Genomic DNA, 12,020 nt, shown 5'->3' with positions numbered 1-12,020 from the left:
ACCGATCCGCACCTAACTGATTCCAGGAGAAACCTCGTGAGCACCGAAACCGCCAAGAAGCCGTCCGTCCTGTTCGTCTGCGTCCACAACGCCGGCCGGTCCCAGATGGCCGCCGCCTTCCTCACCAACCTCGGGGAGGGGCGGATCGAGGTCCGCTCAGCCGGTTCCCAGCCCGCGGACCAGGTAAACCCGGCAGCCGTGGAGGCCATGGCGGAACTCGGCATCGACATGTCGGCTGAAATCCCCAAGATCCTCACCACCGAGGCCGTGAAGGAATCCGACGTCGTGATCACCATGGGCTGCGGCGACGAGTGTCCCTATTTCCCCGGCAAGCGCTACGAGGACTGGGTCCTGGAGGACCCTGCAGGGCAGGGCGTGGACTCCGTCCGTCCGATTCGCGACGAGATCAAGACCCGCATCGAGGCCCTCATCGCATCCCTCACCCCCGTGGCCAAGTAACCCGTACCGAGCCACAGGAAGCCCCTGACCTCGACCGGAGGGGGGTGAGCTGAATGAAGACAGGATGCTGCAGTGACTCGGGTTGCTGCGACGACTGCCCTGATGACATGCAGGGCCGCTGCTAACACCCCGTTCGCCGGCCCCACCAGGGACCGGCAGGTGTCTCCCAACAGAACCGCCACACTTACGGATGAAAGAGAGGGCACTATGGATTCAACGAAGAACCTTCCCGTTGCCGTGATCGGCGCCGGTCCCGTGGGCCTGGCCGCTGCGGCCCACCTGCTGGAACGCGGTCTGGAACCGCTGATCTTCGAAGCCGGCCCCACCGCGGGTGCCGCGATCGAGCAGTGGCGCCACATCCGGTTGTTCTCCCCCTGGCGGTACAACACCGACGCCGCCGCCGTCCGCCTGCTCGAAGCCTCCGGTTGGGAATCGCCCCGGCCCACGGCCCTGCCCTTCGGCGGGGAGCTCATTGAGCAGTACCTGACACCGCTGGCTGCCCTTCCCGAGATCGCCTCGCGCCTGCGGACCGGCGCCCGCGTCCTCGCGGTCACCCGCCAGGGCATGGACAAGACCCACACCCGCAACCGCGACGCCGCATCGTTCGTGGTCCGCGTCGAGCACGAGGACGGAGAAACCCGCGACCACACCGTGGCCGGGGTCATTGACGCCTCCGGCACCTGGTCCACCCGCAACCCGCTGGGATCCTCCGGGCTGCCCGCGGTCGGCGAAGCCGCCGCCGCCTCCAGGATCTCCGCCCCGCTGCCCGACGTTACTGGCCGTGACCGGGACGCGTTCGCCGGCCGCCGTGTCCTGGTCGTCGGCGCCGGCCACTCCGCCGCGAACACCCTCATCAGCCTCGCCGACCTGGCCAAGGACGAACCGGACACCCGGATCCTCTGGGCGGTCCGCGGCGCCTCCGCCGAGAAGGTCTACGGCGGCGGCGACGCCGACGGGCTGCCCGCCCGCGGCCAGCTCGGTGCCCGCCTGCGCCGCCTCGTCGAGGCAGGAACCATCGAACTGCACACCGGCTTCGGCATCGGCTCGCTGAAATCCCTCCCCTCGCACGTGACCGTCGAGTCCGTGGACGGCCGGACCCTCGAGGCCGACATCCTCGTTCCCTGCACCGGCTTCCGCCCGGACCTGGAGATCCTGCGGGAACTGCGGCTGAACCTGGATCCGGCCGTCGAAGCACCCACCGAACTGGGCCCGCTCATCGACCCTGAATTCCATTCCTGCGGCACCGTCCCTCCGCACGGCGCAGCACTGCTGGCCCACCCGGACAAGGACTTCTACATGGTCGGCATGAAGTCCTACGGCAGGGCGCCGACCTTCCTGCTCGCCACCGGCTACGAACAGGTCCGCTCCGTCGCCGCGGCCCTGGCCGGTGACCGCGAAGCCGCCGACACCGTCCAGCTTGAACTCCCCGAAACCGGCGTCTGCTCCTCCGACACCGGGACCGGCTGCGACGTTCCGCCCGCCGCCGACCTCCTGTCCGAGTCCTCATGCTGCGCGGCTCCGGTGCCGCTCATCATCGGTTTCCCCACGGGGCTGTCCCACGGCCGCTCCGGCGAAAGCCAACCGGCCGCATCCGTGCTCAGCAGCCCCGGCGTCGATAAGGAAGAATCGAAGGCATGACCGAGACCACGAAAACACCCAGCGTCCTGTTCGTCTGCAGCAAGAACGGCGGAAAATCCCAGCTCGCCGCCGGACTGATGAACCAGCTCGCCGACGGAACCGTTACGGTGCACTCCGCCGGGACCAAGCCCGCCGAATCGCTGAACCCGCAGGCCGTGGAGTCCCTAAACGAGCTCGGCATCGACATCAGCTCCGAACACCCCAAACCCGTCACCGAGGACGCCCTGGAGGCGGCCGACGTCGTCATCGTCCTGGGCACCGAAGCTAAAGTCGAGCCCCGCGAGGGCAAGCGGCTCGAGTTCTGGGATACGGACGAGCCCTCCGAACGCGGCATCGAAGGTATGGAGCGCATGAGCCTGGTCCGGGACGACATTAAGGCCCGAGTCCAGAAACTGTATGCGGAGCTCACCGGAAACTGACCGTACCCGCGACGCCGGAGCGCACATCGTGGACCCGACGAAGGACCAGATCCTGGCGGGGTACAGCCGCGCCCACCGCGACCTCGACGCCTTCCTGCAGGGCGCAGCGCCCGCAGATCTCCACCGCAAATCCGACGGGACACGCTGGACCAACGAGGAGCTGCTCTTCCACATGGTCTTCGGCTACATGGTGGTCCGCGCCCTGCTTCCGCTCGTCAACGTTGTCAGCCGGCTCCCCCGCCCGGTTGGCAGAGCATTTGCAACCGTCCTCAACGCGGGCACTCGTCCGTTCGATGCGGTGAACTACTGGGGTTCCCGGGCCGCCGCCGTCGTCTACAACAGACGCAGAATGAGCCGGAAACTGGACATAACCATCGCCGCACTCTCCCGCCGCCTCGGCCACGAGAGCTCCGAGTTGCTAGCCAGGTCGATGCCGTTCCCCGCCAGATGGGACCCGTTCTTCACACCGCTGATGACGCTCAACGATGTGTACGCCTACCCCACACGCCATTTCGACTTCCACGCCAAGCAGCTGAGTCTTCGGAGTGAACGGGGCGACGACTGACAGCCGCCTTGTGAGCGGCGCAGTTATATGTAAGTATCTGCGTATGAATGCAGATAGCGATGCTTGCACCCTCACCGCGGACAGTCAGTACGTTGAACTGGCGGTGGAGGTTTTTGCCATGCTGGCCGATGCCACCCGGGTGAGGCTGATCCTGGCCCTGCGCCACGGCGAACTTCCCGTCAACGTGCTTGCCGAAAAGGCCGGAAAATCTGCGGCTGCGGTTTCCCAGCATCTGGCTAAGATGCGGCTGGCGCGCATGGTCGCCACCCGCCAGGAAGGCACCAAGGTCTACTACCGCCTGCAGGACGGGCACGCCTGGCAGCTCGTAGCCGACGCCATTCACCAGGCCGAACACACCCTCGGCGTAGCTCCGCATCACACCGCCGCTCCGCACGGCCTCAAGACGGAGGCCGGCGCATGAACCGGCCCACGCATCCCGGCCACGAGATCCACCGGCACCCGCACAGTCACTCCGGGCATGACGCAGACGACGGCGGCTTTCAGGCTCACGACGACGACCATCACCACGGCTCGCACGGGCACGTTCACGCGACCGGGTTCAAGGGGTGGCTGCAAGGGCTCTTCGTGCCCCACTCCCATGACGCGGCCGACTCGATCGACTCAGCAATGGAGACAAGCGCCCAGGGCATTCGTGCCGTGAAAGTGTCCCTGCTCGGGCTGGGGGCGACGTCACTGTTCCAGCTGGTCATCGTCTTGATCAGTGGGTCCGTGGCGCTGCTGGCGGACACGGTCCACAATTTTTCCGATGCCCTGACCGCCGTGCCGCTGTGGATCGCCTTCCTGCTCGGACGCCGCCGCGCGACCCGGACGTTCACCTACGGATTCGGCCGCGCCGAGGACCTTGCAGGGCTGTTCATCGTGTCGATGATTGCACTCTCGGCCGTCGTGGCCGCCGTCGAATCGATCCGCCGCTTCTTTGAACCCCAGCCGGTCCAGAACCTGGGCTGGGTGCTCGCCGCCGGGCTTGTGGGCTTTGCCGGCAACGAACTCGTCGCGATCTACAGGATCCGCGTGGGACGACGGATCGGCTCCGCCGCGCTCGTCGCCGACGGCATTCACGCCCGCACCGACGGCTTCACTTCACTGGCCGTCGTCGCCGGAGTCATTGGCATCTGGCTCGGGTTTCCCCTCGCGGACCCGATCGTGGGCCTGTTCATCTCCGCCGCAATCGCCGTGCTGCTGTGGGGAACCATTCGCGACATCGGGCGCCGGCTCATGGACGGCGTCGACCCTGACCTGACGGACCGCCTGGCCGCGGTTGTCGCCGCCCACGCCCCCGCCGGCGCAACGTCCCGGCTGCGCTGGTCCGGCCACCGGCTACATGTCGAGGTCTCTATCCCGCTGACCGAACTCACCGCTTTAGGGGAACTTGCCACTATCCACGACCAACTCGACCATGCCGTCCGCCAGGCACTCCCGAACGTGGGATCCGTGACGACGGTGCCCGCGTTCGCCCAGACAGGCGCGGACGGACCGCCTCGTCCCCCGAGCCACGGATAAACCTGCCGCCCCCGGTCCTTCACGCCCGCCGCACCGAATCACTTTCAGAGACCACGAACGGAAGGTGACCATGAGTGTTCAGCAGGCAGCCGCCGCCACGGGAATGGCTCCGCTGCGGCGGGAAGTTATTCCCACGGAGCTGGGTCCCTGCACGGTGCGGGTCCAGAAGGGTACCGGTGGCCGGCCACCGGCGTCCGGCACAGCGGATGTCTACCTTCATGGCGCCGCGGGATCCTGGACTACCTTCCGGCCACTGCTTCCCGCGGCCTCGGCCCACGATCGGGTGCTGATTGATCTTCCGGGCTGGGGTGAATCCACCAAGGGTGCCCGGCTGGAAGATTTCGGTATCGAGGCGATGGCACAGGCTGTCACCGACGTGCTGAATTCACTCGGCTACCGGCGCTGGAACCTGGTGGGCCACTCCATGGGAGGGTTCCTGGCATTACACCTTGCCGCGGTGCAGCCCGAACGGACCGCCAGCGTGGCCACCATTTCAGCCACCACATTCGGCGTGTCCGGGGCGGCCCGCAGGCCACTGCGCAGCCTGTTCACGTTCCCGGCGTTTGTTGGCATGCTGCTGGCCATGCGCTCCATGGCAGTCCTGGGTCCGGCGGGGTCGGCCCTGGTCCATGCAATCGGGGCCACCCCTGTGATGCGACCGCTGACGTCGCCATTCTTCGCAGAACCCGCAGCCATTCCCGCCGGCGTGCTCCGCGGGCTCGGCGACGACGCCCGGCCGGCCAGCTTCTCCGCGGCAGCCCGGGCCGCGGCCCACTACGATTTTGGCCAGTGGCGCGGCATCCGCTCCCCCGCCCTGGCGATCCGCGGGGACCGCGATGTGTTCACGCCTCAGTCCGACCTGGTTCAGTTGGCCAGCATCATCCCGCACGCCCAGACGGTGACGATCCCGCGTTGCGGCCATTTCGCCAACATTGAGCGGCCGGAGCAGGTGCAGCGCCTGCTCGATGATCTGCGTGCCCTGTGAGCTGTCGGTCTGCGGCGGGCGATCTCCGTGAACCCCCGAAATCCAGCTGCAATGACTCTTGACCGGCGATACTCACCGATATATCGTTAAGTATCGCCGAAACATCGGCGCTACTAGTCAGAGTCACTTGAACTGGAAGGACGATGCCGCTATGAAAGGCATTCACGACGACAAATTCAACGATAAATTCAACGACGGCGGACCCGCCGCGGGACGCTTCGGGCGAGGCAGGAGCCGCCGTGGACCCCACGGACACGGTGGTTTCGGGCCGGGCCGCGGGTTTGGGCCAGGATTTGGTCCTGGCTTCGGACCAGGGTTCGGTCCGGGCGGTTCACGGCGGGCCAGCAGGGGCGATGTCCGCTCGGCGATTCTCTCCCTCCTGGCCGAGGCACCATCCAACGGCTACGGCCTGATCAAGACAATTGCCGAAAAGACCTCTGGTGCCTGGCGGCCGAGCCCGGGCTCCGTCTACCCGACGCTCCAGCAGCTCGTCGATGAGGATCTCATCGCGCCCGTCGGTGAGGGCCGGCGCACCGAGTTCACGCTGACCGATGCGGGCAAGGCCTACGTGGCCGATCACGCAGAAGAGCTGGGAAACGCGTGGAAAACCGACGCGCAGGGCTCCGGGCCCGCGTTTCACGAGAGCGTGGGGAAGCTCATGGGAGTCATCCACCAGTTCCGCTTCTCGGCAACCGAGGAGCAACGAAATGCCGCAATGGAAAAACTCGATGAAACCCGCCGCGCGCTCTACCGCATCCTCGCCGACTAACACCGCTGTTTGTCAGACGTGGCTGCCTGGGCTCTAGGCGGTCGGGCTCAAATTAACCTGCCTGACCCCGATGGGGCTGATCATTCTGCGGCTTGGTCCTGGGCTGCCTCAACTTTCAAAGTCTGCCCCTCGGCCATCCCGGCCCGAAGGAACAGTTCCCGGGACGCGATTTCCAGACCCAAGGCAGTCGCGGCGATATCCTCCAGGGCTTCGTGAATCCACGCTACGGCAGCCGCGTCGGCTGGCCTCGTGCTCACGTCGGAGGACTGGACTGCCCGCAACGACGCATACCGGGCTACCTTCCGTTTGAGGTCCCCGGCGAGATCCTCGATCTCTGCCAGTTGCTGGTCCCGCCAAACGCCGAAATCTTGCGCGCCGCTGCGATGCCAAGCGGAAGAGGGCACCCGTTCCAGACTCGGTTTTTGCCGCCCTCCCAGGAACTCGGCCAGCTCGACGGCCAGCTCCTCGAGCGCCAGGGCAGACGTGGAGGGAGGCCCTTCCTGGCCGGTATCAAAATCCTGGGCCCGCTGTCCCGCATCGGGTTTCATCAGTCCCATGCGCGGAACATCGGTGATTGGTCCGGACCGATGGAACGGGTGTGTGGACGCTGGACGGATCATTGGGTTGCCTCGCATCAGGAGCCTCCTGGAAAGTGCGCTGAGAGGATGGCGCTACCAGGGTCCGGGGCAACACACTTATTTTATCTGGCATTGGATCAGGAAGGTAGGCCTCAAAGGACCGGGCCATGGCTCTCGACAGCCGCGGCAGAACTGACAACAGTTGCCATCCGGGTCCAGTTCAGGTGGGCATAAACTGGAGGAACAATGGCTGACGGCACAGGCTCAGGCACCGGTTCAATGGCGGAGGGACTCGATGCCGGCCTGTGCAAGGGATTCGTTGAGTCGTTGGCGATCTCCGGTGCAGCGATTTCTGTCTTTTCCGGCCTGTCACCGGCGACCATGGTGTGCGCCAGCGACGCGGTGGCGGCCAGGATCGATGAGCTGCAGTTCGATCTGGGGGAAGGACCGCGCTGGGAGGCCCTGCAAACCCGCAGGCCCGTGCTTTTGCCGGATATGCGCAGGGGACCGCACGCCGCGTGGCCGGTCTTTGCTGAATCGTTGTTGGAACTGGATGTTTCGGCCCTTTTCGTTTTCCCGCTCGTGCTCGGTGCCTTGGACATCGGCGTGGCGGAGCTTTACAGGTCCGAATCGGGCCCGCTGAGCCAGACGGAGCAATCCACGGCCCTGCAACTCGCCGACGAAGCGACCTGGCTTTTGCTGCGGCAGCTCCTGTCCATTACCCCCGGAGACGGCACGGACGCTCCGGCGGATGACTCTCCCCTGTCCCGGCGCGAGATCCACCAGGCCACAGGAATGGTTCTGGCACAGGCCGGGACTTCGGCGCGGGACGCCCTCCTGCTGATGCGGGCGTACGCATTTGCCCAGGGGCGTACCGTCCGGGAGGTCGCCCGGGATGTGGTCAGCAGGGGCCTTGACTTCACCCCGGGGGGCGACTGAAATGGGCGCCTGGAGTAAAATCCTTGTATGGCGATGCTGGGCCGTGCCGCTCGCGTGAGTGCCGCTTTCGTCAAGATAGCGGACACTCTTGTGGCGGAGTATGACGTCTTGGACCTTCTCCACACCCTGGTGGAGGAATCAGTGGGAATTCTTGATGCCGCGGCCGCCGGACTTGTGCTTGTCGATCCGGCCGGAGACCTCCAGGTAATGGCCTCGACCAGCGAGGAAAGCCAACTGGTGGAAGTTCTTCAGCTCGAGGCTGGGGCGGGGCCGTGCGTGGACTGCTTCCGTACCGGCGCTGTCGTAGCTATTGATGACATCGCGGCGCAGGCTTCCCGGTGGCCCCTCTTCCAGTCTTCTGCCCTGTCCCAGGGATTCCGGTCCCTGCACGCCGTCCCCATGCGCCTGCGCAGCCGGACCATCGGTGCCCTGAACCTCTTTGGCCATGAGACCGGTCCCCTCAGTTCCGAGGACGCCGCAATTGCACAGGCGTTCGCGGACGTGGCAACCATCACCCTCCTGCAGGAACGCGCGGAGCGGGAAAACGCCCTGATCAACGAACAGTTGAAGCGAGCACTCAACAGCCGCATCCTGATCGAGCAGGCCAAGGGCGTGATTGCCCACACCTCCAATGTCGACATGAACACGGCGTTTGCGTTGCTCCGCGGCTACGCCCGCGCCCACAACCAGACGCTCTACGACACCGCGGAAAGAATCATCAACCGCAGAATCACCGTCGATCCCGAGGGGCGCCGACCCCTGCCAATGGTCCCTCCCGGAAAACACTCCGGAACTTTATAGTTAGAGCCACACCCCGCGGCGGGAAAAGAGCGATGATGCGCGGAATAGGCAGGCGCCAATCTGGCGGGCGCGGAATAGGTCTGATCGGGACCGTGTATCTGGCCATCGGCGTAGTGGTCGCCGCCACGCACGGCTACTTTGTGGCATGGAACATCCCCGGCAACATTCTGGAGGGCCTGGCGGCAATTATTCTCTGGCCCCTGGTGGCCATCTTCGGAGTGAATCTGCATACCTTAATCGGCTAAATTTGTTAGTCGCCCCAGGGCCGCTCTTTGGTCCGGGCCAGCGCAATTGTTGATGAACCATCGCCTCCACTTTCGGCACTTCTGTCCCTACAATTAACTGTGGCCTCCATGGCATTCACGTCGCGGGGGCGACCAAATAAGGAGGATCATCATGGGCCTGGGTGACAAGATCCACAATGCCGCCGAGAAACTCCACGGCAAGGGCAAAGAGACAGCCGGCAAAGCCACCGGAGACGACAAGCTGAAGGCCGAAGGCAAGAGCCACCAAGTCAAAGCAGACCTGAAGCAGGCCGGCGAAAAAGTCAAGGACGCTTTCAAGAAACACTGAAAACAGGCCGCCGGAGGGCGGAGGTGCAGTCCGGATCGCACCTCCGCCCCGGCTTTTTGCCCAAACAATCCAAGGAATTCCCTAACGACGCAGGTCGAACGCCTCCAGGAGCCGCCCGACCGATCCGCCGAGGTTCCACTCTGTGGCGAGACGCTCAAGGTCGGCCCGCGAGCCGCCGAGGACCGGGTGCAGCTGTGCGCCCGCCTCCTCGAGCGTAGGCAGTTCCAGGTCCCGCACGATCTTCACGACGGCGGGCGCGACCGCGAGGTAGTCCGCCGCCGCGGCGAGTTTCGACCGCACGCCAGTGGACAGCGCGCTTCCTGCGTCCACCGCAGCCGCTAGCAGCCCGTCGAGTGTGCCGTACTCTCCGAGCAGCGACGCGGCGGTTTTCTCCCCGATGCCGGCGACGCCCGGCAGCCCGTCGGAGCTGTCGCCGCGCAGGGTCGCGTAGTCGGCGTACTGCCCGGGCAGCACCCGGTACTTATCGACGACGACGGCGTCGGTCAGGACTTCGAGGTTCCTCATCCCACGCGCGGTGTAAAGCACCCGCACCTGACGGGCGTCGTCGACGATCTGGAAGAGGTCGCGGTCACCCGTCACCACATCGACCGGAAGCCCGGCGTGGCTGGCGTAGGTGCCGATCACGTCGTCAGCCTCGTGTTCGGCAGCCCCGACGACGGCGATGCCGGCGAGCTCGAGCACCCGGCGGATCATCGGAATCTGCGCCTCGAGTGCGTCCGGCACCACCTCGACATCGGGGGCACTGGCCACGATCTCGGCGACCCGGTGCGACTTATAGCTCGGGATGAGGTCCACCCGCCACTGCGGACGCCAATCGTCGTCCCAGCACGCAATGAGATGCGTCGCGCCGTAGTCGGTGGTGAGCCGCGCGATCATGTCGAGCAGCCCGCGGACGGCGTTCACCGGCGTACCGTCGGCGCGGCGGATCGTGTCGGGCACGCCGTAGAACGCGCGAAAGTACAGTGACGCGGTATCGAGCAACATCAGGCGGTCGGTCATGACTGATCCTGGCACGGATGCGCCCGCGGATCAGGAGCGGAGCCGCAGGCGGCCAAGCTTTTTTCCTACCTTGCGGGCTTTTTTCTCCGTCTGCCGGGCAATGCGTTTTTCCATCGCCAGCAAAGTCTCGAAGCCCAGGTCGGTATCGGCGGGCCGGTCCTGGGTGGCCGCCAGTCTCCGCAGCAGGGTGGTCGCCATGACGCTGTCCTGATGGTCGCCGAGGACTGTCTGGAGCCGTCCAGCCGACTTTGTGAGCTTGGCGGCGCGTTTGCCGTGAATCTCCATGACCGATTCGCCCGCGTGGCGCAGGCGTTTGGCGTCCTTTCGGACCTCGTGCAGGGCCGTGTCGCGGGCGGTCCGGCCTGCCGAGCGTTTGACGGCCTTCCGGGAACGCTCCACCCGTTGTGCTGCCTTGTTCACCAGCTTGGCCGTCACTTTGCGTGCGGGGCGGAAGGCGCGAGGCTTGGCAGGCGGGTTGTCCCGGAAATCTTCAAGGGAGCCAAGGAGACGGAAATAGCGGTCGGTCCGGAGGGTCTCCAGGACGCTTCTGTAACCTGCGTCGTGGGCTGCGACCAGCTCCAGTTCGATCATCTGGCGCAAAGAGCCGGACTGCTGTTCTTCGGGGAGTTCCAGGACGTGCTGGCGAAGCCGCTGCAGCATCACCTCGGCGTCGCGGGCCGGACCCAGGACCTGGCCCAGCCACTTCAGTTCAGCCTGGAGTTCCCGGACTGCTGAGCGCTTGAAGAGTTTGCGATAGGTGGCCAGGGCGGAGCGCGCCCGGCGGGTGGCTGACCGCATCTTGTGGACGGAATCCGGTGCCCCCAGCCGTACGCCCGGATCATGGGCGATGTAGTCCTCGATCCGTGCGTCCAGATACGCCGTCACGACGTCGGCTGCCGGTCCTTTCTTCCGGAGTTTCTTCCGGGGTTTTCCGGTCCGGGGACTCAGCTCGGCCGGCCAGGCATCCCCAAAAGTACGGGCCAATTTGGACGGATAGGAGGCTTGGGCCGCGCCCGTGGACGTCAGGGTTGCGGCGGCGGCGTCCAGGAACTCCCGGGGTCCATGGACCAGTTCGAGCTCCCACTCACGCCATTCGAGGGCCGGCCCTGGCGGCTGCAACGCCTCGGCGTGGACATGGTCGTCGGCGAAGTCGGCCAAGTGCTCACCGAGAGGCCCGTACAGCCGGTAGGAGGTGCGCCGCGTACTCAGCCGGGCGACGGGCACCAGTTCCTCGCCCCGGGTGAATACCTGCACATGAGCGGATAGTTCGTCCGGAACGGTCTCCGGCTGGCCCAGCGGGGCATGGATTTCCTCCCGCTGGTCGGTTCCGGCGGGAAGCTTGAGGTGCCACCCGGCGTCCGCTCCGCCCGTGCGCCGCCGCAGGGTCAGGCGCCGTGCTGCGAGGGCCAAGGACGGGGTGTCGAAGTACACAGCCTCAAGCTGATCCGTCACCGGCTCTGCGACGTCGTCAACACCCTCTATGTCCAGCAGGTCCGGAAGCGCTGAGGAGGTCTCGGCGTCGAACTTTTGTTCCGTTTCAAGTTTTCCCGTGGTTCCCATGGCGGGCTCCCCCTACTGGCACCGCTGGAACACGGACTTGGTCTCCGGCGGGCGAGTCAGGCCGGCGCCTTGGCCAGTTCCGCCCAGCCCGATTCTAGGCCTGCGGGAACAGCCCGACCAGACCTCCGCGGCGCCCAGCCAGGCTGGGCAGCTTCGCTCTGATAGGCGTAGGCTATCTATGCGTCCGCGCCGC

At 65.9% G+C, this 12,020-nt stretch carries 15 protein-coding genes; 12 read left to right on the top strand and 3 right to left on the bottom strand.

Annotated elements, in window-relative coordinates:
* Window positions 1-36 precede the first annotated feature (36 nt).
* The 8 genes from AC1DEM_RS03810 (at window position 37) to AC1DEM_RS03775 (ending at window position 6,356) form a co-directional block, all read left to right on the top strand.
* Window positions 37-459: an arsenate reductase ArsC gene (locus AC1DEM_RS03810; RefSeq protein WP_476883189.1), complete on the top strand. Its 423-nt coding sequence runs from the start codon at window positions 37-39 to the stop codon at window positions 457-459.
* Between the two features lie 207 nt (window positions 460-666).
* A complete protein-coding gene (locus AC1DEM_RS03805) occupies window positions 667-2,097 on the top strand; it encodes an FAD-dependent oxidoreductase (protein WP_476883188.1) in 1,431 nt (476 codons plus the stop codon).
* Window positions 2,094-2,516: an arsenate-mycothiol transferase ArsC gene (locus tag AC1DEM_RS03800; protein ID WP_476883187.1), complete on the top strand. Its 423-nt coding sequence runs from the start codon at window positions 2,094-2,096 to the stop codon at window positions 2,514-2,516. The genes AC1DEM_RS03805 and AC1DEM_RS03800 overlap by 4 nt, the downstream gene beginning before the upstream one ends.
* Window positions 2,494-3,081: a DinB family protein gene (locus tag AC1DEM_RS03795; protein WP_476883186.1), complete on the top strand. Its 588-nt coding sequence runs from the start codon at window positions 2,494-2,496 to the stop codon at window positions 3,079-3,081. Before AC1DEM_RS03800 ends, AC1DEM_RS03795 begins: the two co-directional genes overlap by 23 nt.
* A gap of 43 nt (window positions 3,082-3,124) precedes the next feature.
* Window positions 3,125-3,502, top strand: coding sequence for an ArsR/SmtB family transcription factor (locus tag AC1DEM_RS03790; protein ID WP_476883185.1), 378 nt, complete (start codon window positions 3,125-3,127; stop codon window positions 3,500-3,502).
* Complete coding sequence (locus tag AC1DEM_RS03785; RefSeq protein ID WP_476883184.1) at window positions 3,499-4,602, top strand: cation diffusion facilitator family transporter; 1,104 nt, start codon at window positions 3,499-3,501, stop codon at window positions 4,600-4,602. The genes AC1DEM_RS03790 and AC1DEM_RS03785 overlap by 4 nt, the downstream gene beginning before the upstream one ends.
* Before the next feature lie 70 nt (window positions 4,603-4,672).
* Window positions 4,673-5,587 (top strand): alpha/beta fold hydrolase, encoded by a 915-nt coding sequence (locus AC1DEM_RS03780; RefSeq protein WP_476883183.1) that lies wholly within the window; start codon window positions 4,673-4,675, stop codon window positions 5,585-5,587.
* A 151-nt stretch (window positions 5,588-5,738) separates the two neighbouring features.
* The gene (locus tag AC1DEM_RS03775; RefSeq protein WP_476883182.1) at window positions 5,739-6,356 is read left to right on the top strand and encodes a PadR family transcriptional regulator; all 618 of its coding nucleotides are present in this window, start codon (window positions 5,739-5,741) and stop codon (window positions 6,354-6,356) included.
* Between the two features lie 80 nt (window positions 6,357-6,436).
* Here AC1DEM_RS03775 and AC1DEM_RS03770 read toward each other — a convergent pair whose 3' ends face one another.
* Window positions 6,437-6,913: a hypothetical protein gene (locus AC1DEM_RS03770; protein WP_476883181.1), complete on the bottom strand. Its 477-nt coding sequence runs from the start codon at window positions 6,911-6,913 to the stop codon at window positions 6,437-6,439.
* A 267-nt stretch (window positions 6,914-7,180) separates the two neighbouring features.
* Here AC1DEM_RS03770 and AC1DEM_RS03765 point away from each other — a divergent pair, with 267 nt between their 5' ends.
* The 4 genes from AC1DEM_RS03765 to AC1DEM_RS03750 all read left to right on the top strand — a co-directional run bounded on the left by AC1DEM_RS03765 (window position 7,181) and on the right by AC1DEM_RS03750 (window position 9,247).
* Window positions 7,181-7,873: a GAF and ANTAR domain-containing protein gene (locus AC1DEM_RS03765; protein ID WP_476883180.1), complete on the top strand. Its 693-nt coding sequence runs from the start codon at window positions 7,181-7,183 to the stop codon at window positions 7,871-7,873.
* A 27-nt stretch (window positions 7,874-7,900) separates the two neighbouring features.
* Window positions 7,901-8,674: a GAF and ANTAR domain-containing protein gene (locus tag AC1DEM_RS03760; RefSeq protein ID WP_476883179.1), complete on the top strand. Its 774-nt coding sequence runs from the start codon at window positions 7,901-7,903 to the stop codon at window positions 8,672-8,674.
* A 92-nt stretch (window positions 8,675-8,766) separates the two neighbouring features.
* Window positions 8,767-8,919 carry a hypothetical protein gene (locus tag AC1DEM_RS03755; RefSeq protein ID WP_476883178.1) on the top strand — a complete coding sequence of 51 codons (153 nt, stop codon included), beginning with the start codon at window positions 8,767-8,769 and terminating at the stop codon, window positions 8,917-8,919.
* Between the two features lie 151 nt (window positions 8,920-9,070).
* Complete coding sequence (locus tag AC1DEM_RS03750; protein ID WP_377984368.1) at window positions 9,071-9,247, top strand: CsbD family protein; 177 nt, start codon at window positions 9,071-9,073, stop codon at window positions 9,245-9,247.
* 81 nt (window positions 9,248-9,328) lie between these two features.
* Here AC1DEM_RS03750 and AC1DEM_RS03745 read toward each other — a convergent pair whose 3' ends face one another.
* On the bottom strand, window positions 9,329-10,267 hold the full coding sequence (locus tag AC1DEM_RS03745; protein WP_476883177.1) for a 5'-3' exonuclease: 939 nt from the start codon (window positions 10,265-10,267) through the stop codon (window positions 9,329-9,331).
* Between the two features lie 30 nt (window positions 10,268-10,297).
* Window positions 10,298-11,827, bottom strand: coding sequence for a CYTH and CHAD domain-containing protein (locus tag AC1DEM_RS03740; protein ID WP_476883176.1), 1,530 nt, complete (start codon window positions 11,825-11,827; stop codon window positions 10,298-10,300).
* Window positions 11,828-12,020: the final 193 nt, after the last annotated feature.

The organism is Arthrobacter sp. 05T420, from assembly GCF_056396305.1.
This window is presented reverse-complemented; position numbering and strand designations above follow the sequence as displayed.